This is a genomic window from Salmonella sp. NW645, assembly GCF_051703725.1.
GTDB classification, from domain to species: domain Bacteria; phylum Pseudomonadota; class Gammaproteobacteria; order Enterobacterales; family Enterobacteriaceae; genus Salmonella; species Salmonella enterica.
Window position 1 is genome coordinate 107,336 of record NZ_JAMMKR010000006.1, and the last position, 19,001, is coordinate 126,336.

A 19,001-nucleotide genomic window follows, 5' to 3' on the forward strand; every position below is an offset into this window, starting at 1 on the left:
GGCCCTTAAAACTGAAAGTGAGGGCCGATGTCATCAATGCGATCGGTGCAGATACAATCCACGCCCCAGCGCAGCAGCTCTGCCGCCCGCTGGGGCTGATTGACGGTATACACCAGAATCCGCAGACCCGCGGCCTTAATCTCTTGCACTCGCGTCTCATCGAGTAATTTATGGTTGAGATGGAGGGAAACACAGCCCAGACGGGTCGTCAGTTCACGCCAGTCTTCACGCCATTTATCCAGCAGTAACCCGCGCGGCAGTTCAGGTGCTGCCGCCTGCGCCGCTTCCAGCGCCTCTATCTCAAAGGAAGAAAGCAGCGGCGGCGTCATCCCGGCCCACAGTTCGCGGGCGGCCAACGCCACGACACGTCCTGTTAGCCTTCCGCTCCCCGTTGTCGGTTTTATCTCAATATTCGCCATCATGCCGTGTTTACGGCAGCGCTCCGCCACCTGCGAAAGCAACGGCAGCGGCTCGCCTTTAAATTCGCCGCTAAACCAACCGCCAGCGTCCACACGCAATAAATCCTGCCAGTTCAACTCGCCCGCCACGCCCCAACCGTTGCTGGTGCGCTCCAGGTTATCGTCATGCAGCAGGAAAATTTCGCCGTCTTTCGACAGCTTGGCATCAAACTCAATCATGGTGTGCCCGTATCGCGCGCCCACGTCAATCGCCGCCAGAGTGTTTTCCGGCGCCAGTTTACCGCCGCCGCGATGGGCGACAATGTGGGGATAAGGCCAGTTACTCATACACGTTGTCCTGTTTCGCCATCAAAAAGATGCCGCTGATGTTCCGGCAGATGCAGCCATAGCGTACTGCCCGCCGCCGGGCGCTGCTGATGCGCCAACCGCACCACCAGTTTCTGATCGCCCCAGCGCCCATGCGCCAGATTATCCGCCCCCAGAATCTCCAGCGTGTCTACCGTTAACGGCACGCCGCCTTCTGCCTGCGAGCTTAACGCAATATGCTCCGGGCGGATACCCAGCGTCATTTTACGTCCGGCATGACCCCGATAGCCCGCACCTATCGGCAACGCCAGACCGCCAGGCAATTCGAAACGGTCGCCGGAAGCGCTGATAACGCCATCCAACAGATTCATCGCCGGGCTGCCGATAAAGCTCGCCACGAAGCGACTGGCCGGTTTTTCATACACCTCTACCGGCGTGCCAATCTGTTCTGCGACGCCTTTATTCATCACCATCACCCGCTGGGCCAGCGTCATCGCTTCTACCTGATCGTGAGTAACATAGAGCGAGGTGGTACGAAGACGACGATGCAGATGTTGTAACTCCAGACGCATCTGCACGCGCAGCTTGGCGTCGAGGTTAGAAAGCGGTTCGTCGAATAAAAAGACTGCCGGCTCGCGGACGATCGCGCGCCCCATTGCCACGCGCTGCCGTTGACCGCCGGAAAGCTCGCGTGGACGGCGTTTAAGCAGGCCGTCCAGCTCCAGAATGCGCGCCGCCTCCCGCACGCGTTCTTCAATATGCGCTTTGCTCATACCGCGAATTTTCAGCCCCCACGCCATGTTCTCCTCTACGCTCATATGGGGATAGAGAGCATAGTTCTGAAATACCATCGCGATGCCGCGATCTTTGGGCTCCATCTCGGTGACCCGTTTGCGATCAATCCAGATATCGCCGCCGGTCACGCGTTCCAGACCGGCCACCATCCGCAACAACGTTGATTTGCCGCAGCCGGACGGCCCGACCATCACGATAAATTCGCCATCCGCCACGTCCAGCGTTAACGGTTGAATGACCTGGGTTTTGCCGTCCCAGCTTTTGGTTACTGCCTGTAGTTTTAAACCAGCCATTTTTATTTCTCACTGTCCACTAAACCACGCACAAACGCCCGTTGCATGGCTAACACAATTACGACCGGAGGGATAAGGGTGAGCAGCATTGCCGCCATCACCTGGTTCCATTGCGTGGTACCTTCGCCGGTGGCGATCATCCCTTTGATACCCGCTACGGCAGTGCCAAGATTCACGTCGGTGATAATCAACAGCGGCCACAGATACTGGTTCCAGCCGTAGATAAAGGTGATGACGAATAACGCCGCCAGGTTGGTTTTTGACAGCGGCAACACGATGTCGCGGAAAAAGCGCATCGGCGACGCGCCGTCAATACGGGCCGCCTCCACCAGTTCATCCGGAAGCGTCATGAAGAACTGACGAAACAGGAAAGTGGCGGTAGCGGACGCCATCAGCGGTAGCGTCAGACCAGCATAGCTGTCGAGCATTTTCAGGTTGGCGATCACTTCCACCGTCGGGAAGATACGCACTTCAACCGGCAGCATCAGGGTGATAAAAATCATCCAGAAGAACAGGTTACGCAGGGGAAAACGAAACCAGACGATGGCGAATGCGGAAAGCATAGATACCGTGATTTTGCCTACCGTAATGCTGAACGCCATAATGAAACTGTTAAGCATCATCAGCCAGAATGGCGCGCTATTAACACCGACGCCGTTGACCCAAATAGTTTTGATATTCTCCAGTAACTGCGTGCCGGGAAGCAGCGTCATCGGCGTCTCAAACACCGCGCGGTCGTCCAGCGTCGCCGCGACAAACGCGACATACAGAGGAAACAAAATGACCGCGATCCCCAGAATCAGCATGGTATGGCTGAATATTGTCAGCCCGCGACGATTCTCTATCATTGGTAACGCACCTTACTTTCCACATAGCGGAACTGCACCACCGTCAGAATGATGACGAGGAACATCAACACCACCGACTGCGCGGCGGACGCCGAGAGATCCAGGCCGGTAAACCCTTCGCGATAGATCTTATAAATCAGCGTCGTGGTGGCTTGTACCGGCCCGCCGGCGGTCGCGGCGTCGATCACCGGGAAGGTGTCGAAAAAGGCATACACCAGGTTGACCACCAGCAGGAAGAAACTGACCGGCGCAATAAGCGGCAAAGAAAGCCGGAAGAAACGACGAATCGGCCCGGCGCCGTCAATGGCCGCCGCTTCCACCAGCGAGCGGGGAATGGATTGCAGCGCGGCAAAGAAGAATAAAAAGTTGTAACTAATCTGCTTCCAGACTGACGCAAATACCACCAGGAACATCGCCTGACCGCTGTTTTGCGCGTGGTTCCAGTCATAGCCGAATTCGCCGAGGAAATGGGTGATTAATCCCCGCCCCGGGTTAAACAGGAAAATCCACAATACGGCGGCGACGGCGGGCGCGACGGCATAAGGCAGCAGCATCAGCGTCTGATAAAAACGGCTGCCGCGCACCACGTAATCCACCAGGGCGGCGAAAAACAGCGAGACCAGCAGGCCGCTAAACGTGACCAGCGCGCTGAATTTAATCGTCGTCCAGAAGGCGTCGAGATAATAACTGTCGTGAAAAAGCGCGACAAAATTCTCCAGCCCGACAAATTGGCTGGAAAAACCAAACGGATCGACGCTTTGCAGCGAATACCACAGCGCTTCGCCCGCAGGCCAGATAAAGAAAATAACGGTGATAACCAACTGCGGGGCAACCAGTAAATACGGCAGCCAACGCGAGCGGAACACCGGACGGGATGATGACATGAAGGTTCTTTTCCTGGAAGGTGCCGGATGGCGGTGCAAGCACCTTATCCGGCCTACAAACGCTGTAGGCCTGATAAGCGCAGCGCCATCAGGCACTTATACACTTAAGATTTGCTCGCTTTCTCAAAACGACGCAGTAACTGATTCCCGCGATCCACCGCGGTATCCAACGCCTGTTGTGGGGTTTTCTTCCCGGTCCAGACGCTTTCCAGCTCTTCGTCCACGATAGTACGAATCTGCGGCATATTGCCCAGACGCAAGCCTTTGGTGAAGGGTAACGGCGGCTTATTCAACATCTGGCGAGTGGCGATATCCGCACCGGGGTTTTTATCGTAATAACCCTGCTCGCGGGTCAGCTCGTAGGCGGCGGTGGTAATCGGCAGGTAGCCAGTTTTTTGATGCCATTCAGCAGCGTTTTCCGGTTTTGCCAGGAAGTCGAGGAATTTGGCGACGCCGGTATAGGTTTCTTTATCTTTACCCTGCATGACCCATAGGCTGGCTCCGCCGATAATGGCGTTTTGCGGCGCGCCCTTGATATCAGCGTCGTACGGCATCATACCCACGCCATAGTTAAATTTGGCATACTGGCGGATATTGGCAAGCGAACCGGAGGACGCGGTTGTCATCGCGCAGTCACCGTTATAAAACTTCTCGGTAGACTCGTCCTTACGCCCAACATAGCTAAAATCGCCTTTCTTATTCATCTCTTCCAGCAGCGCGATATGTTTCACCTGCTCTGGCTTATTAAATTCCAGCACCGCATCTGTACCGTCAAAGCCATTGTTTTTACTGGCGAAGGGGAGACCGTTCCAGGCGCTGAAGTTTTCCAGTTGGATCCAGCCTTGCCAGCCGCTGGCGTAACCGCATTTCATGCCAGCCGCTCTCAGTTTCGCGGTATAGTCAGCCAGCTCCTGCCAGGTTTTCGGCGGCTGTTCCGGATCTAAACCGGCTTTCTTAAAGGCGTCTTTGTTGTAGTACAGTACCGGCGTGGAGCTGTTAAAGGGCTGGGAGAGCAGATGCCCGCTTTTAGCATCGGTGTAGTAGCCTGCAACGGTTGGTACAAACTGGGACTCGTCAAAGTTAATACCGGCGTCTTTAAACACTTCATAAACCGGCTTAATGGCTTTCGAGGCCATCATGGTCGCCGTCCCAACCTCATAAACCTGCAATATTGCCGGCGCGTTGCCGGTACGGAATGCCGCGATCCCGGCGCTCAGGTTCTGTTCATAGTTCCCCTTATAGACCGGAACGATTTTGTAATCCGGATTGGCCTGGTTGAAACGTTGCGCCAGTGAATCAACTTCTTTGCCTAACTCCCCTTCCATTGAATGCCAGAATGGAATAGTGGTGACGGCCAACGCCTGACCCGTAAATGCCAGACTCAGCGCCAGTCCTAAAGCTGTATGTCGTAACGATATCATCGGTTATCTCTCTTTTTGTGCCGGGATGCGCGATATCACGCGTTTTATGTTCGCGGGGGTAACATGACATGCTCGAATGACAGAAAAATAACTTTTTTATTACAAAAAAAAGATAGTAAGGCGACAGAGAGATGGCAAGGCAGTGAAAGCGCCGGAAAAGAAAAGTGGGAGCTACGGCACGGATAGGTACGACATTATTCCCGGGGACGGCGCACATGCCGTAACTCAACCAGGCGGAGCGTCGCCGGGATTAACGTCTCAGGCGCGTAAGCGAACGGCAATTTGCTCCAGCGTAAGCCGCCCTGCCGCCGCATCGACTGTCATATCGACAAAATCCGGATTCGCAGCGAGTGAGATCCCGTTACGCTTTAAAAACAGCAGCGTAATAAATAAGGCGGTGCGTTTGTTACCATCATTGAAGATATGCCCACGGGATATAGCGAGCAAATGCATTGCCGCCAGCAGCCACACGTCGGTCACCCCTTCATATTCGATTTGATTGAGTACCCGGTACATTAGCGCTTCCGCGCGGCCAGGATCAGGCATACCTGTTACACCAGGCGTAACGCGGAGAAGCCTGTCGTGAAACTGAATTATCTCTTCCGCTGAGATAAGTTGTTGGGTCATTTATCCGCCAGCTCCCTGAGCTCATTGCCATGAACCGCCATAATGGCAGCAAACTCATCATCCATTCGCGCCGTCTGATAACGCTCAAACTCCTCGGCGCTGATGATCACTGCGGGCTTATGCCCACGACGCGTGATGGTGACAGGGCCCGCCGTCACCGCACTTTCCAGGACTTCGGCCAGATTTTGCCGCGCTTCGCTATAGTTAACCGTACGCATAAACACCTCCCCAGTTGTACATGTTTATTGTACAACAAACACGTACAAAAAAAGAGCCATCAGGCTCTTTTGAAAAATTTTACCGCTTGCCGTTACCGGGGACGGCGCACGCGCTTCCCCCTGGCACAGTCTAACCGCCCAGATAGGCGCTGCGCACCGCTTCGTTCGCCAGCAGCGCATCACCGGTATCGGATAGCACCACGTGGCCGTTTTCCAGCACATAACCGCGGTCGGCGAGCTTCAGCGCCTGGTTGGCGTTTTGCTCGACAAGGAAGATGGTCATACCCTGCTCGCGCAACTGCTCAATGGTGTCGAAGATCTGCTGGATGATGATCGGCGCCAGCCCCAGCGACGGTTCATCCAGCAGCAATAGCCTCGGCTGGCTCATCAGCGCGCGGCCAATCGCCAGCATCTGCTGTTCGCCGCCGGACATGGTACCCGCTCGTTGGATACGGCGTTCATGCAGGCGCGGAAACAGCTCGTACACCCATTTGATACGCTCCTGAAACCGATCGCGCTCGGCAAAAAAACCGCCCATCGCCAGGTTCTCTTCCACCGTCATCCGCGAGAAGACGCGCCGCCCTTCCGGTACTATCGCCACCGCTTCACGCATGATTTTCGCCGTCTGCCAGTCGGTGATGTCTTTACCGTCAAACACCACCCGTCCGCTGGAGGCGCGCGGATCGCCGCACAAGGTGCCAAGCAGCGTCGTTTTCCCCGCGCCGTTAGCGCCAATCAGGGTAACGATTTCCCCCTGGTTGATGTGCAGACTGACGTCGTGCAGCGCCTGAATCTTGCCGTAGTGGGCGCTGACTTTTTCAAACGTTAACATCGTTTTTTCCATCTTATGCCTCACCCAGATAAGCGCGGATGACGTCCGGGTTGTTGCGGATCTCTTCCGGCGTGCCGTTCGCCAGCGGCGTGCCCTGGTTCACCACGTAAATGCGATCGGAAATGCCCATCACCAGCTTCATATCGTGTTCAATCAGCAGGATAGTGGTGTTGTGATGGTTACGTAGTTCGGCAATCAGCTCATCCAGCTCTTTGGTCTCTTTCGGGTTAAGACCAGCCGCCGGTTCGTCGAGCATCAGAATTTCTGGCTGCGTCACCATGCAGCGGGCAATCTCCAGCCGGCGCTGGTCGCCGTAGGCCAGATTACTGGCCTGGCGGTTGGCATGTTCCAGCAGGCCAATACGCTCAAGCCAGGTCGCCGCGCGGTCCAGCGCTTCACTTTGCGCGCGGCGGAAAGCGGGCGTTTTCAACAGGCCGGAAAAGAGGCCCGTTTTCAGTTGCTGGTGCTGCGCCACCAGCAGGTTTTCAATCACCGTCATTTCTCGAAACAGGCGCACATGCTGGAAAGTGCGTACCACGCCCATGCGGGCGATCTGCTGGCCCGGCAATCCTTCCAGATGCCGCTCGCGCAACGTGATCGTACCGCCTGTCGGCTTATAAAAACCGGTCAGGCAGTTAAACACCGTCGTTTTACCCGCGCCGTTAGGGCCAATCAGCGACACAATTTCCCGCTCACGCAATTCCAGCGATACATTGTTGACCGCCAGCAAACCGCCAAAGCGCATCATCAGGCCGTTAACCGCTAATAATGGCTGACTCATGCCTGCTCTCCTTTCGCCTGACCACTTTTCAGCTTCAACTGCGGACGCGTCATCGGCAGCAATCCCTGCGGGCGCCAGATCATCATCAACACCATCAAACCGCCGAGCATCAACATGCTGTATTCGTTGAAATCGCGCATCAACTCGCGCGACACCACCAACAGAACCGCCGCCAGGATCACCGCAAACTGCGAGCCCATTCCGCCCAGCACCACAATCGCCAGCACGAAGGCGGATTCGGCGAAGGTGAAGGATTCCGGGCTGACAAAGCCCTGGCGGGCGGCAAACAACGTCCCGGCGAAACCGGCAAACGCGGCGCTGATAGTAAAAGCGGTCAGCTTGATGCGCGTCGGGCTTAAACCTAATGAGCGACAGGCGATCTCATCTTCACGCAACGCTTCCCACGCCCGGCCCAGCGGCATACGCAGCAGGCGGTTAATGACAAACAGCGACAGGACCACCAGCAACAGGGCCACCAGATAGAGGAAAATGACCCGGTCGGATGGGTCGTACTTCACGCCAAAGAAATTGCTGAAGGTATCCCAGCCGCCTTCGCGGGTGTTGCGGCTAAACTCCAGACCAAACAGCGTCGGTTTGGGGATCTGGCTGATACCGTTCGGGCCGCCGGTAATTTCAGTGTTGTTGAGCAGCAGGATACGGACGATTTCGCCGAAGCCGAGCGTCACAATCGCCAGATAGTCGCCGCGCAGGCGCAGTACCGGGAAGCCGAGCAGGAAACCAGCGGCGGCGGAGACCAGTCCCGCCAGCGGCAGGCAGGTCCAGAAACCCAAACCATAATAGTGGTTGAGCAGCGCAAAGGTATAAGCGCCGATGGCGTAAAAGCCGCCGTAGCCCAATACCAGCAGGCCGGACAGCCCTACCACCACGTTCAGCCCCAGACCGAGGATGATATAAATCATGGTCATGGTGGCGATATCGACGCTACCGCGCGACACCATAAACGGCCACGCCACGGCGATAACCAGCAGCGCCATCAGAAACAGCTTTTGCTTAACGGTAGAGCCATCGATCGCCGGCAGAATAAACTTCGGTCCGGAGACGTGCTTCACCGCTTTCTGGAACATCGGACGCAGCAACTGAAAGAAAAAAACCACTGCCGTACCGATAAAGATCCACTGCCAGCGGATGTCGGCGGCGGTATCCACCACCAGTTTGGTGCCGTCCAGCTCCAGTTGTACGCCCATGAAGACGCCAGCCAAAACGAAGAACATCGCCGCAGAGAACAGAGCCATCGCAATATGCATCGGTTTCATACTTTCTCTACCTCCGGACGCCCCAGGATACCGGTCGGCATCACCAGCAGTACCAGAATCAGCAGAGCGAACGATACGACATCTTTATATTCGGTACTTAAATATGCAGACGAGAGCGCTTCGGCGACGCCCAAAATCAGACCGCCGATCATCGCGCCCGGAATGCTGCCAATACCGCCCAGCACCGCCGCGGTGAACGCTTTCATCCCGGCCATAAAACCGATGTAGGGGTTAATCACGCCGTAAAATTGCCCAAGCAGCACACCCGCCACCGCCGCCATTGCCGCGCCGATAACAAACGTTAGCGCAATGACGCGGTCGGTATTAATGCCGAGCAGGCTGGCCATTTTCAGATCCTCCGCGCAGGCGCGGCAGGCGCGGCCCATCCGGGAGTAGCGAATGAAAATGGTGAGCGCCAGCATAGCCAGAAAGGTGACTATCCAGATAACCGCCTGCATGGTGGTGATGGACGCGGAAAAGTTTTCGCTGCTGCCCACAATCCACTGGCCGTTAAACAGGCTGGGTAACGCCACGTCGCGCGAACCTTCCGTCAGGCTGACGTAGTTTTGCAGAAAGATAGACATCCCGATGGCGGAAATCAGGGCGATCAGGCGCTTGGAGTTGCGCACAGGCCGGTAAGCGACTCGCTCGATACTCCAGCCGTAGGCGCTGGCAATAATAATCGCGCCGATAAATCCGGCGGCCACCAAGAGCCAACTGGTGTCTATTCCCATCATCATTAGCGCGGCGATGATCATAAAAGAGACGTAGCTGCCGATCATATACACCTCGCCATGAGCGAAGTTGATCATGCCGATAATGCCGTACACCATCGTATAACCGATAGCAATCAGCGCGTAGGTGCTCCCCAGCGTGACGCCGTTAAACATCTGCTGCAAGAAATAGAGAAACTGCTCGGACATAAGGTAACCTTTTTAAACCCGCCCGGCGTGCGGGCGGTGGGATAACTTATCTTCTGGCATTACTTCGCGACGGTTGACGAGCCGTCGGCGTGCCACTGGAAGACGCCAAATTCAAATCCCTTAAGATCGCCTTTTTCATCCCATTTCAGCGGCCCAATAACGGTATCAGCCCCGTTAGCTTTAAGATCTTTCACCAGATCCAGCGGAGCATGGCTGGCGCTACGCGTCATTGCGGTCGCCAGCGACTGGACGGCGGCGTAGGTGATCCAGACATACGGACCGCTGGGATCTTTCTTGTCGGCTTTCAGCGCCTCGACAATCGCTTTATTCGCCGGGTCCTGGTCATAACGTTTTGGCATCGTCACCAACATGCCTTCCGCCGCACCGCCCGCAATATTGGACAGCGACGCGTTACCCACGCCTTCCGGCCCCATAAATTGCGTTTTCAGGCCATTAGCCCGCGCCTGGCGCAGCATCTGCCCCATTTCCGGGTAGTAGCCGCCGTAATACACAAAGTCGATATTCTCTTTTTGCAAGCGAGCAATCAGGGCGGAGAAATCTTTTTCACCGGCGGTAATACCATCAAAAAAGACAATATTGGCATTGCCCTGCTTCAGACCATCCTGCACGGAGCGCGCCAGTCCTTCGCCGTATTGCTGTTTATCGTGAATGATAGCGATGCGCTGCGGTTTCACCGTTTCCAGGATATATTTCGCGGCTGTTGGCCCCTGGGAGGAGTCCAGGCCGGCGGTACGCATAATGTACTGATAGCCGCGCTGGGTCAGCTCCGGGTTAGTCGCCCCCGGGGAGATCATCAGAATACCTTCATCTTCATAGATATCGGATGCTGGCTGAGTAGAAGAAGAACACAAGTGACCAATAACGTACTGAATACCGTCGTTAACGATTTTGTTGGCCACCGCCACCGCCTGTTTTGGATCGCAGGCATCATCGTACTCTACGCCGACCAGCTTATCGCCTTTAATACCGCCTTTAGCGTTGATGTCTTTAATGGCCTGCCGCGCGCCGTTAAATTCCATATCGCCCCATTGCGCTACCGGGCCGGACATCGCCCCGACTATGGCGACTTTAATATCATCTGCCATTGCCCCCTGCGAGACTGCTAATGCAACAATCCCTGCGATTATTGTTTTCGCTTTCCGTTTCATGTGCCTGTATCCCCATTCGTGATGTTATATGTTTTGTTTTTTGCTGGTTAAAAAGCAGACTGTACTTTTTATAAATGGTGCGCTTTTTACTGACTCATTAATGAGTTAGCGCAGCATTTAAAGCATAATAAGATTAAAATCTCTATTTTTCAGTCTATTAAGAAAAGATAATATTCTGCTTTTCGCTATAGATAAACAAAAAAAAGCATGCTTGTCAGCATAAAATAACGGCATATTAAGCGGAATAATTCACTAGCATTCAGGGAATTATGCTGCCTGTTTTCCATTCTCTAATGCTTCAAACTGTAATTATCGTTGTTAAAAAATTAATAACCTGGTAAATGACACAAAAAAGAGAAAGCATCTGGCCTGCCTGTTTCGGTACACTGATCGCATCTTTTGAAATCGGGACAAGCCGTCGATGAAGCTGACTATCCTTCGTTTAGAACACTTTAGCGCTCAGGATCAGATCGATCTGGGCAAAATCTGGCCGGAATATTCCGCCTCCTCATTAAGCGTAGATGAAACGCACCGGATTTATGCCGCGCGGTTTAACGAGCGTTTGTTGGGCGCCGTAAGAGTGACGCTGAGCGGAACGCAGGGCGCGCTGGATTCCTTACGCGTGCGTGAAATCACCCGTCGTCGCGGCGTCGGGCAATACCTGGTAGAAGAAGTCATCCGCGATAATCCCAACGTCTCGTCGTGGTGGATGGCGGATGTCGGTGTTGAAGACCGCAGCGTGATGGCCGCGTTTATGCAGGCGTTAGGTTTTACCGCCCAGCATGACGGCTGGGAGAAGCGCTAAAAGAAAGCCGGATGGCGCTGACGCTTATCCGGCCTACATGCCGGGAGAAAAGATAAAAACCACCTCGCAATTTTCCAAGAATTTCGCGTTGCAGGCAGGCGGCAAGTTATGAAATCCCCGGGAGCTTACATAAGTAAGTGACCGGGGTTGAATAACGTAGCCAACGCACCTGCAGCGCGAAAGGCGCCAGGAAAATTACTTAGCGTCTGTCGCCGTACCGTTCGCATGCCAGTCAAATACGCCGAACTCAAATCCTTTCAGATCGCCTTTCTCATCCCACGACAGCGGTCCCATTACGGTGTCGACCGTGGCGCCTTTCAGGTATTTGGCAATTTCCGCCGGATCGTCAGACTGGTTCAGGCCCGCCTGTAAGGATTGCAGCGCGGCGTAGGTGGTCCACACGAATGCGCCGCTAGGATCTTGTTTCTTGGCTTTGATGGCATCCACAATCGGTTTGTTCGTCGGCACCTGATCGTAGTTCTTCGGTTTGGTGACCAGTAAGCCTTCCGCTGACTCTCCGGCGATGTTAGACAGCGAGACGTTCGCCACCCCTTCCGGCCCCATAAACTGGGTTTTCAGCCCTGCGGCGCGAGACTGGCGCAGGATCTGCCCCATTTCCGGGTGATAACCGCCGTAGTAGACAAAGTCGATATTCTCTTTTTTCAGACGCGCTACCAGAGTGGAGAAATCTTTTTCGCCGGCGGTGATGCCGTCAAAGAATACGACGTTAACGCCGCCTTTCTTCAGACCGTCCTGCACCGCGCGCGCCAGCCCTTCGCCGTACTGCTGCTTATCGTGGATAATCGCGATGCGCTGCGGTTTTACCTTCTCCAGAATATACTTTGCCGCCGTTGGCCCCTGGTCAGAGTCCAGGCCGGTCGTGCGCAAAATCAGGTTATAGCCGCGTGCGGTCAGCTCCGGCGCGGTCGCCGCCGGGGTTATCATCAGGATACCTTCGTCTTCGTAGATATCAGACGCTGGCTGTGTGGAAGAGGAGCATAAGTGACCGATAACATACTTGATGCCGTCGTTCACCACTTTGTTAGCGACAGCTACCGCCTGTTTCGGGTCACAGGCGTCGTCATATTTCACCGCGACGAGCTTATCGCCTTTAATACCGCCTTTCGCATTGATATCGGCAATTGCCTGTTCCGCACCGGTAAACTCCTGATCGCCATACTGCGCTACCGGACCGGACATCGCGCCGACAACCGCGACTTTAATGTCCTCGGCGAATGCCATATGGCTTAATGACAGGGCGATACATCCTGCCAATAACGTTTTACCCTTCATATTCATCCTGATAATCCCCATTATTCTGGTTGTTACGTGTGTTGTGGTGTTATTGTTCAGCACTTTATTTCGATTATTGGCTAGCTACTCGTGCTTTAGCAGCATACTCTGCTAAAACATACCCGATTTTTATTATTTTGGAATAGCTAAATTTACATCCAGATAACAGATTTGTGTCGGTGGGGGAGAGGAAGGGCCCGTAGGCCCGATAAGCGAAGCGCCATCGGGCAAACGTGTTGCCGGATGGCAGCGTAAACGCCTTATCCGGCCTACAAAAAACAAAACCCCCGAATTCACATTCGAGGGTTCATTGGCAATTCGCGAAGATTACGCTTCGATCGCAGCGCGAAGCTTTTTCATGGCGTTCTTTTCAAGCTGGCGCACACGCTCAGCGGAGACGCCGTAACGATCGGCCAGCTCCTGCAGCGTAGACTTATTGTCTTCGTCCAGCCAGCGAGCGCGGATAATATCCTGGCTACGCTCGTCGAGCCCCTGCATCGCGTCGGTCAGTCGGTTGGCGGCCTGCTCTTCCCAGTTATCGTCTTCAATGCCGTCGGCAAAGTTAGACGATTTATCCTGCAGATACAGCACCGGCGCCATTGGCTGGCTGTCGGACTCATCGTCCGAAGACATGTCAAACGTCATGTCCTGCGCCGCCATACGCGACTCCATCTCACGCACGTCTTTACTGGAAACACCCAGTTCGCGCGCCACCATTTCAACCTCATCCTGATTAAACCAGCCCAGACGCTGCTTGGTTTTACGCAGATTAAAGAACAGCTTACGCTGCGCTTTCGTGGTCGCGACTTTAACGATACGCCAGTTACGCAGCACGTATTCGTGAATTTCTGCTTTAATCCAGTGTACGGCGAAGGAGACCAGGCGCACGCCTACTTCCGGGTTAAAACGACGTACGGCTTTCATCAGGCCGATGTTGCCTTCCTGGATCAAATCCGCCTGCGGCAGACCATAGCCCGCATAGTTACGAGCAATATGAACAACAAAGCGCAGGTGAGACAGGATCAGCGTTTTAGCTGCTTCCAGATCGCCCTGGTAATGCAGCCTTTCAGCCAATGCCCGCTCCTCGTCAGCCGATAACATCGGCCACGCGTTCGCCGCCCGGATATAAGATTCCAGGTTGCCAACAGGGGCTAAAGCTAAATTTTGCATTTCTTTGGTCATTCAAATCCTCTCAATCAGTATTGCCTGGCACCGTCAGCGAGCAACAACCGTGCCAAAGCCGATGAGCAACGAGAATATCATCCACTCTTTTATCAGACAGTGATTTTATCCACAAGTTCAATGTAACACTGTGCATAATTTACACACATAATGTGACATGAAGATGAAACGCGGGGAAGAGACAACAGGGACTCTTTCCCTGCGAACGGAAGCCCATTACAGGGAAAGATTATACCACGATTTTATCAATCGGGAGTAAAGTGACGTAAATGTTGCACCGTGGCCAGCCAGGCGGCGATCCAGCCAATCATGGAACAGACCAGCAGCAGCAGCAGGCACTCATCGAACGATAAACCATTGAGATCAAACTTCGTGCCGAAGACCTGCGCCACTTCAGTCACCGCCGATGATAAACGCATCACCAAAATTTCAGACAATATCAGTGAAAGAAACGCGCCGGAAAAACCGAGCAACGCGCCGCCGTAGAGGAACGGACGCAGGATAAAGCCATCGGTCGCGCCAATCAGCTTTTGCACGTTAATGGTGTCGCGACGGGCAAAAATGCTCAGACGCACGCTGTTGCCGATAACGAGGAAGACCGCCGCGACCATCAGCACGCCGATCATCGCCGACACACGGCCCACCAGCCCGGTGAGCGCCGCCAGGCGCGCAAACCAGCTATCATCCATGCGGACTTCGTCAATGCCGTTAATCTGCGAGATACGGTCGCGCAGCGTATTAAGCGAGGCGGTACTTTGAAAGTCCAGCTTGGGGATCACCACCGCCACTGCCGGCAGCGGGTTCTCTTCCAGCATGTCCAGCGCGCCGCCAAAACCCGACCAGTTGCGGAATTCTCCCAGCGCGTCCTCACGGGACAGGTAGTTGACCTTTTCAACGCCCTGCTCGGCCTGAAGCTGCCCAACAACCCGCGCCGCCGCATCATCATCCAGCGTTTTTTGCAGATAAACAGTGATCTGCGGCGACGGATAATACTGAGTCGCCGCCTGGTTAACGTTCTTATAGACCATGTAACAGACGCTGGGCAGCGTCAGGGAGATGGCGATCACCATCACCGTCAGAAACGTCGCCAGCGGTTTGCTTTTCAGATCCTGCAGCGCGCCGTGCCAGGCATAGCGCACCTGTTCATTAAAGACATTTGTTTTACGTGAGTTCGGTTTCGGCGTCGGCTTCTGGCGTCCTGGCGCGTTGCGCCCGCCGCCTGTTCCGCCGCGAGACTTACGCAGTCGATCCAGCCGTCCGCCGAACTGCCTGATTTGGTTAATCGCGTCGCGCCTATTCATTGGCCAGGCCTCCATGCAGATGTCCATCGCTCAGGACGAGCTGCCTATAGGAACGACGGGAGATAAGTCCAATATCGTGCGTCGCCATCAGTACCGTCACCCCTACGCGGTTAAACTCTTCAAACAGACGTAAAATCCCTTCCGACAACGCGTCGTCCAGGTTCCCGGTCGGTTCATCCGCCAGCAATACCGCTGGCTTATTGACCACCGCGCGGGCGATGCCCACGCGCTGTTGTTCGCCTCCGGAGAGTTGAATCGGGAAGTTTCTCGCTTTGTCCAGTAGTCCAACCTTATCCAGCGCCGCCGACACACGACGACGGATATCATCGCCGCTGGCGCCGGCAATGATTAACGGTATCGCCACATTGTCATAGACCGTGCGATCCATCAGCAGATGGTGATCCTGGAAAATCATCCCAATCTGGCGGCGCAAAAACGGCACTTCGCGGTTTTTCAGGCGCGTAATATCATGCCCGCTGAAGAAGATTTTGCCGGCGCTGGGCCGCTCAATCCCACAGATTAGCTTCAGCAGGGTACTTTTCCCCGCGCCGGAGTGGCCGGTCAGAAACGCCATCTCGCCTGGCCGCATATGGAATGTCACTCCCTGCAGCGCTTGTCTCCCGCCGAGATAGGCCTTGCTGACATGTTCAAAGCGAATCATTGTTAATCCTCTCGGGCAAAAAGTGCCTCAATAAAATCGTCCGCCTTAAACGGACGCAAATCCTCGATACGTTCGCCCACGCCAATGTAACGAATAGGAATGCCAAACTGGTCAGCTACCGAGAAAATCACCCCGCCTTTCGCCGTACCGTCCAGCTTGGTCAGGGTAATACCGGTTAAGCCTACCGCTTCATGGAACAGTTTGGCCTGGCTTACCGCGTTCTGTCCGGTGCTGGCGTCAATGGTCAGCATAACTTCATGTGGCGCTTCTTCGTCCAGCTTTTTCATGACGCGAACGATTTTTTTCAGCTCTTCCATCAGGTGCGACTTGTTCTGCAGACGCCCTGCCGTATCGGCAATTAACACATCCACATTACGCGCCTTCGCGGCCTGGATAGCGTCAAAAATCACCGAGGCGGAGTCCGCGCCGGTATGCTGGGCGATAACCGGAATGTTATTACGCTGTCCCCAGACCTGTAGCTGTTCGACCGCCGCCGCGCGGAAAGTATCCCCCGCCGCCAGCATCACTGATTTACCCTGCTGCTCAAACTGGCGCGCCAGTTTACCGATAGTGGTGGTTTTACCCACGCCGTTCACGCCAACCATCAGAATAACAAAAGGCGTTTTACCTTCAATATTAAGCGGTTCGTCTACCTTCGCCAGAATCTCGCCCATCTCGTCTTTCAACAGACCATACAGCGCCTCGGCATCTTTAAGCTGTTTGCGGCTGGCGCCTTCCGTCAGATTAGCGATAATCTTACGCGTGGTTTCCACCCCGACATCAGCGATGAGCAACTGCTCTTCCAGCTCCTCGAACAAATCATCGTCGATTTTCTTGCCGCGGAACAGACTGATAAATCCGGAACCGAGATTTTCTTTGGTTTTCAGCAGACTGCGTTTCAGGCGGGCAAAGAAACCTTCTTTAGTCGGTTTTTCCTGCTCCTGAACGATCGCTTCCACCGGCGCGTCTTCTTCCGCTGGCGGAACAACCATAACCGCCTCTTCCGCCGCCTGAGCGGCCAGCGCCTGCGCTTCCAGCTCTTCGTCGGTGAATTTCGCCGCGTTTTCGCCCTCTTCTTCTACCGCGGCAATGACCTCTACGGTTTCCGCTTCGGCCTGCCACTCTTCCGGCGAGATAGCCTCGTCTTTGACCTCTTCCGGCAGCGGCAATTCTTCGCGTTCCACCGCGATCTGCGGCGCTGCCGTCTCAACAGCCGTCGCGGGCTCCGGCTCTACCGGCTGCGGTTTTTCGCTCTCCTGAACTTTCTCAGTAACGTCCACCACCTCTTCCGCAAAGGCTTCGGTTTCTGCTTTGCTGTGCGCGGGCGTTTGCGCGTCTATGTCTGCCGCCGTTTCAACAGGGGGCTCAACCGGTCGTTGTTCCTCAACAATCTGCTGTTCTTCGGTCTGTTCCTGCTTCTGCTCTTTATCACCGAAGCCCAACCAGGAAAAGAAGCCACGTTTTTTCTGTTTTGCCATCTGCGACTACACCCCTCGCGGCGCTATATACATGGAAGCTAAAAAAATGATGAAATAGTCTATCACTTAACTTAATTCACATCACCGCCTGGAATAACTTGCAACAGGCGGTTCGAGCAAGAGAAATGAAAAAACCGACTCACTCTGGCAGCGGCCAAATCCGCATTATTGGCGGGCAATGGCGTGGCCGTAAATTACCGGTTCCGGACAGCCCGGGTCTGCGTCCCACCACCGATCGCGTGCGCGAAACGTTATTTAACTGGCTGGCTCCGGTAATGGTAGACGCCCATTGTCTGGATTGCTTTGCCGGCAGCGGCGCTCTGGGCCTGGAGGCGCTATCGCGTTATGCGGCCCAGGCAACGTTACTGGAAATGGATCGCGCCGTATCGCAGCAGTTGCAAAAAAATCTGGCGACGCTGAAAGCCAACAATGCTCGCGTCGTCAATACCAATACTCTGGCCTTCCTCAGCCAGCCGGGAACGCCGCATCACGTCGTCTTTGTCGACCCGCCGTTTCGTAAAGGGCTGCTGGAAGAGACGTTACAATTGCTGGAAACCCAGGGATGGCTGGCCGACGACGCGCTAATCTACGTAGAAAGCGAGGTGGAAAACGGTCTGCCGCCCGTTCCGGCGAACTGGGCATTGTATCGAGAAAAGGTGGCCGGACAGGTCGCTTATCGTCTGTATCAGCGCGACGCGCAAGGAGAAAATGATGTTGATTAATCTGGGCCGCTTATTAATGCTCTTCGTGTGGGCATTTTTGATTCTTAATCTGGTGCAACCCTTCCCGCGCCCGCTCAATATCTTCGTCAACGTGGCGTTGGTGTTCATGGCGCTGATGCACGGTATGCAGTTGGCGTTGCTGAAATCAACGATACCGAAAGAGGGTCCGCAGATGACGACGGGAGAGAAAATCCGCATTTTCCTGTTCGGCGTGTTTGAGCTGCTGGTCTGGCAGAAGAAGTTTAAGAACAAAAAATAACGTTTGCTGCCGGATGACGGTTTATTCGTTATCCGGGGTACGGCTAACAAACCCGACGAACCGCGTTCCCTTATAGCTCAGCGTACCTTGATCGCCCACCGTCAAAGCGTGGTACTGCTGCGCTTGTAAACGGAACGTTTTTTCCAGACCGCCATTGAGCGGCTTAAAACTTGCCTCATAGCGCATACTGGTTCCCGCCGGGCTCACTTCCTGCTGGCGAGAGCGTCGGTCATTAACCGGCTTCTCCCGTTTATTGCTGACCACGACCTGCTTTTGCTGTAACGGCGCCGCCTCATTAGCGGCTTTTTCCCGCCGTTGCTGAACGAAGCGGAACGACGCGGCAACTACGATTAATGCAATGATTATAATGAAGAAAAGCGGTGGCTTACTCATACTGTTAACCTGTCAGAAAATGCGGAAATAAGCATACCCTGCCCGTTATAGTGTTGTCATCTGACCGTCACGGCCTCTACACTGAATAATAGAGCCGCAAGCATACCGTTTGCGAAA

22 protein-coding genes are annotated in these 19,001 nt (G+C 54.7%); 4 read left to right on the forward strand and 18 right to left on the reverse strand.

Annotated features, from left to right (window positions below; all coding sequences use genetic code 11):
* Nucleotides 1–5: 5 nt before the first annotated feature.
* From ugpQ to livK, 12 genes are all read right to left on the reverse strand, one after another.
* Nucleotides 6–746 (reverse strand): glycerophosphodiester phosphodiesterase, encoded by a 741-nt coding sequence (gene ugpQ / locus NA389_RS14260; RefSeq protein WP_000073548.1) that lies wholly within the window; start codon nt 744–746, stop codon nt 6–8.
* Nucleotides 743–1,813 carry a sn-glycerol-3-phosphate import ATP-binding protein UgpC gene (locus NA389_RS14265; protein ID WP_000907832.1) on the reverse strand — a complete coding sequence of 357 codons (1,071 nt, stop codon included), beginning with the start codon at nt 1,811–1,813 and terminating at the stop codon, nt 743–745. Before NA389_RS14265 ends, ugpQ begins: the two co-directional genes overlap by 4 nt.
* A gap of 2 nt (nt 1,814–1,815) precedes the next feature.
* Nucleotides 1,816–2,661 (reverse strand): sn-glycerol-3-phosphate ABC transporter permease UgpE, encoded by an 846-nt coding sequence (gene ugpE / locus NA389_RS14270; RefSeq protein WP_000572196.1) that lies wholly within the window; start codon nt 2,659–2,661, stop codon nt 1,816–1,818.
* Nucleotides 2,658–3,545 carry a sn-glycerol-3-phosphate ABC transporter permease UgpA gene (ugpA, locus tag NA389_RS14275; protein ID WP_000099303.1) on the reverse strand — a complete coding sequence of 296 codons (888 nt, stop codon included), beginning with the start codon at nt 3,543–3,545 and terminating at the stop codon, nt 2,658–2,660. The genes ugpE and ugpA overlap by 4 nt, the downstream gene beginning before the upstream one ends.
* Before the next feature lie 104 nt (nt 3,546–3,649).
* Nucleotides 3,650–4,966, reverse strand: coding sequence for a sn-glycerol-3-phosphate ABC transporter substrate-binding protein UgpB (gene ugpB / locus NA389_RS14280; protein ID WP_000624747.1), 1,317 nt, complete (start codon nt 4,964–4,966; stop codon nt 3,650–3,652).
* A gap of 258 nt (nt 4,967–5,224) precedes the next feature.
* Nucleotides 5,225–5,593, reverse strand: a complete 369-nt coding sequence (locus tag NA389_RS14285; RefSeq protein ID WP_000193730.1) for a type II toxin-antitoxin system death-on-curing family toxin — start codon at nt 5,591–5,593, stop codon at nt 5,225–5,227.
* A complete protein-coding gene (locus tag NA389_RS14290) occupies nt 5,590–5,811 on the reverse strand; it encodes a type II toxin-antitoxin system Phd/YefM family antitoxin (RefSeq protein WP_001635839.1) in 222 nt (73 codons plus the stop codon). Before NA389_RS14290 ends, NA389_RS14285 begins: the two co-directional genes overlap by 4 nt.
* A 130-nt stretch (nt 5,812–5,941) precedes the next feature.
* Nucleotides 5,942–6,655, reverse strand: coding sequence for a high-affinity branched-chain amino acid ABC transporter ATP-binding protein LivF (gene livF / locus NA389_RS14295; protein WP_000416114.1), 714 nt, complete (start codon nt 6,653–6,655; stop codon nt 5,942–5,944).
* 1 nt (nt 6,656) lies between these two features.
* Nucleotides 6,657–7,424: a high-affinity branched-chain amino acid ABC transporter ATP-binding protein LivG gene (gene livG / locus NA389_RS14300; protein WP_000082083.1), complete on the reverse strand. Its 768-nt coding sequence runs from the start codon at nt 7,422–7,424 to the stop codon at nt 6,657–6,659.
* Nucleotides 7,421–8,698, reverse strand: coding sequence for a branched chain amino acid ABC transporter permease LivM (gene livM, locus NA389_RS14305; protein ID WP_000803764.1), 1,278 nt, complete (start codon nt 8,696–8,698; stop codon nt 7,421–7,423). The genes livG and livM overlap by 4 nt, the downstream gene beginning before the upstream one ends.
* Nucleotides 8,695–9,621 carry a high-affinity branched-chain amino acid ABC transporter permease LivH gene (livH, locus tag NA389_RS14310; protein WP_000003007.1) on the reverse strand — a complete coding sequence of 309 codons (927 nt, stop codon included), beginning with the start codon at nt 9,619–9,621 and terminating at the stop codon, nt 8,695–8,697. Before livH ends, livM begins: the two co-directional genes overlap by 4 nt.
* 59 nt (nt 9,622–9,680) lie before the next feature.
* Nucleotides 9,681–10,790: a high-affinity branched-chain amino acid ABC transporter substrate-binding protein LivK gene (gene livK, locus NA389_RS14315; protein ID WP_000822976.1), complete on the reverse strand. Its 1,110-nt coding sequence runs from the start codon at nt 10,788–10,790 to the stop codon at nt 9,681–9,683.
* Between the two features lie 421 nt (nt 10,791–11,211).
* On the opposite strand from livK, the gene panM reads away from it, so the two are divergent.
* Both panM and NA389_RS14325 read left to right on the forward strand, forming a co-directional pair.
* Nucleotides 11,212–11,595: an aspartate 1-decarboxylase autocleavage activator PanM gene (panM, locus tag NA389_RS14320; RefSeq protein ID WP_000778873.1), complete on the forward strand. Its 384-nt coding sequence runs from the start codon at nt 11,212–11,214 to the stop codon at nt 11,593–11,595.
* The gene (locus NA389_RS14325) at nt 11,573–11,707 is read left to right on the forward strand and encodes a hypothetical protein (RefSeq protein ID WP_001517957.1); all 135 of its coding nucleotides are present in this window, start codon (nt 11,573–11,575) and stop codon (nt 11,705–11,707) included. Before panM ends, NA389_RS14325 begins: the two co-directional genes overlap by 23 nt.
* A gap of 83 nt (nt 11,708–11,790) precedes the next feature.
* On the opposite strand, the gene livJ is transcribed toward NA389_RS14325, so the two are convergent.
* From livJ to ftsY, 5 genes are all read right to left on the reverse strand, one after another.
* Nucleotides 11,791–12,894, reverse strand: coding sequence for a branched chain amino acid ABC transporter substrate-binding protein LivJ (livJ, locus tag NA389_RS14330; protein ID WP_001530031.1), 1,104 nt, complete (start codon nt 12,892–12,894; stop codon nt 11,791–11,793).
* Between the two features lie 321 nt (nt 12,895–13,215).
* A complete protein-coding gene (gene rpoH / locus NA389_RS14335; protein ID WP_000159621.1) occupies nt 13,216–14,070 on the reverse strand; it encodes an RNA polymerase sigma factor RpoH in 855 nt (284 codons plus the stop codon).
* A gap of 245 nt (nt 14,071–14,315) precedes the next feature.
* Nucleotides 14,316–15,371: a permease-like cell division protein FtsX gene (gene ftsX, locus NA389_RS14340; protein WP_001081707.1), complete on the reverse strand. Its 1,056-nt coding sequence runs from the start codon at nt 15,369–15,371 to the stop codon at nt 14,316–14,318.
* The gene (gene ftsE / locus NA389_RS14345; RefSeq protein WP_000617729.1) at nt 15,364–16,032 is read right to left on the reverse strand and encodes a cell division ATP-binding protein FtsE; all 669 of its coding nucleotides are present in this window, start codon (nt 16,030–16,032) and stop codon (nt 15,364–15,366) included. The genes ftsX and ftsE overlap by 8 nt, the downstream gene beginning before the upstream one ends.
* A gap of 2 nt (nt 16,033–16,034) precedes the next feature.
* The gene (gene ftsY, locus NA389_RS14350; protein ID WP_001118680.1) at nt 16,035–17,510 is read right to left on the reverse strand and encodes a signal recognition particle-docking protein FtsY; all 1,476 of its coding nucleotides are present in this window, start codon (nt 17,508–17,510) and stop codon (nt 16,035–16,037) included.
* A gap of 125 nt (nt 17,511–17,635) precedes the next feature.
* Here ftsY and rsmD point away from each other — a divergent pair, with 125 nt between their 5' ends.
* Both rsmD and NA389_RS14360 read left to right on the forward strand, forming a co-directional pair.
* On the forward strand, nt 17,636–18,232 hold the full coding sequence (rsmD, locus tag NA389_RS14355; protein WP_000743275.1) for a 16S rRNA (guanine(966)-N(2))-methyltransferase: 597 nt from the start codon (nt 17,636–17,638) through the stop codon (nt 18,230–18,232).
* Nucleotides 18,222–18,491 (forward strand): DUF1145 family protein, encoded by a 270-nt coding sequence (locus NA389_RS14360; protein WP_000906762.1) that lies wholly within the window; start codon nt 18,222–18,224, stop codon nt 18,489–18,491. Before rsmD ends, NA389_RS14360 begins: the two co-directional genes overlap by 11 nt.
* Nucleotides 18,492–18,512: 21 nt before the next feature.
* On the opposite strand, the gene NA389_RS14365 is transcribed toward NA389_RS14360, so the two are convergent.
* Nucleotides 18,513–18,884 (reverse strand): DUF2500 domain-containing protein, encoded by a 372-nt coding sequence (locus NA389_RS14365; RefSeq protein WP_000042855.1) that lies wholly within the window; start codon nt 18,882–18,884, stop codon nt 18,513–18,515.
* Nucleotides 18,885–19,001 lie beyond the last annotated feature (117 nt).

Excerpts from the sequence above, each read along its gene's own strand:
- ugpE (WP_000572196.1), bottom strand. The coding sequence starts at position 2,661 with ATGATAGAGAATCGTCGCGGGCTGACAATATTCAGCCATACCATGCTG.
- ugpQ (WP_000073548.1), bottom strand. The coding sequence starts at position 746 with ATGAGTAACTGGCCTTATCCCCACATTGTCGCCCATCGCGGCGGCGGT.
- ugpA (WP_000099303.1), bottom strand. The coding sequence starts at position 3,545 with ATGTCATCATCCCGTCCGGTGTTCCGCTCGCGTTGGCTGCCGTATTTA.
- livH (WP_000003007.1), bottom strand. The coding sequence starts at position 9,621 with ATGTCCGAGCAGTTTCTCTATTTCTTGCAGCAGATGTTTAACGGCGTC.
- ftsX (WP_001081707.1), bottom strand. The coding sequence starts at position 15,371 with ATGAATAGGCGCGACGCGATTAACCAAATCAGGCAGTTCGGCGGACGG.
- ugpB (WP_000624747.1), bottom strand. The coding sequence starts at position 4,966 with ATGATATCGTTACGACATACAGCTTTAGGACTGGCGCTGAGTCTGGCA.
- ftsY (WP_001118680.1), bottom strand. The coding sequence starts at position 17,510 with ATGGCAAAACAGAAAAAACGTGGCTTCTTTTCCTGGTTGGGCTTCGGT.
- rsmD (WP_000743275.1), top strand. The coding sequence starts at position 17,636 with ATGAAAAAACCGACTCACTCTGGCAGCGGCCAAATCCGCATTATTGGC.
- NA389_RS14365 (WP_000042855.1), bottom strand. The coding sequence starts at position 18,884 with ATGAGTAAGCCACCGCTTTTCTTCATTATAATCATTGCATTAATCGTA.
- livK (WP_000822976.1), bottom strand. The coding sequence starts at position 10,790 with ATGAAACGGAAAGCGAAAACAATAATCGCAGGGATTGTTGCATTAGCA.
- livJ (WP_001530031.1), bottom strand. The coding sequence starts at position 12,894 with ATGAATATGAAGGGTAAAACGTTATTGGCAGGATGTATCGCCCTGTCA.
- ftsE (WP_000617729.1), bottom strand. The coding sequence starts at position 16,032 with ATGATTCGCTTTGAACATGTCAGCAAGGCCTATCTCGGCGGGAGACAA.
- NA389_RS14325 (WP_001517957.1), top strand. The coding sequence starts at position 11,573 with ATGACGGCTGGGAGAAGCGCTAAAAGAAAGCCGGATGGCGCTGACGCT.
- panM (WP_000778873.1), top strand. The coding sequence starts at position 11,212 with ATGAAGCTGACTATCCTTCGTTTAGAACACTTTAGCGCTCAGGATCAG.
- NA389_RS14290 (WP_001635839.1), bottom strand. The coding sequence starts at position 5,811 with ATGCGTACGGTTAACTATAGCGAAGCGCGGCAAAATCTGGCCGAAGTC.
- livG (WP_000082083.1), bottom strand. The coding sequence starts at position 7,424 with ATGAGTCAGCCATTATTAGCGGTTAACGGCCTGATGATGCGCTTTGGC.
- NA389_RS14265 (WP_000907832.1), bottom strand. The coding sequence starts at position 1,813 with ATGGCTGGTTTAAAACTACAGGCAGTAACCAAAAGCTGGGACGGCAAA.
- rpoH (WP_000159621.1), bottom strand. The coding sequence starts at position 14,070 with ATGACCAAAGAAATGCAAAATTTAGCTTTAGCCCCTGTTGGCAACCTG.
- livF (WP_000416114.1), bottom strand. The coding sequence starts at position 6,655 with ATGGAAAAAACGATGTTAACGTTTGAAAAAGTCAGCGCCCACTACGGC.
- NA389_RS14285 (WP_000193730.1), bottom strand. The coding sequence starts at position 5,593 with ATGACCCAACAACTTATCTCAGCGGAAGAGATAATTCAGTTTCACGAC.
- NA389_RS14360 (WP_000906762.1), top strand. The coding sequence starts at position 18,222 with ATGTTGATTAATCTGGGCCGCTTATTAATGCTCTTCGTGTGGGCATTT.
- livM (WP_000803764.1), bottom strand. The coding sequence starts at position 8,698 with ATGAAACCGATGCATATTGCGATGGCTCTGTTCTCTGCGGCGATGTTC.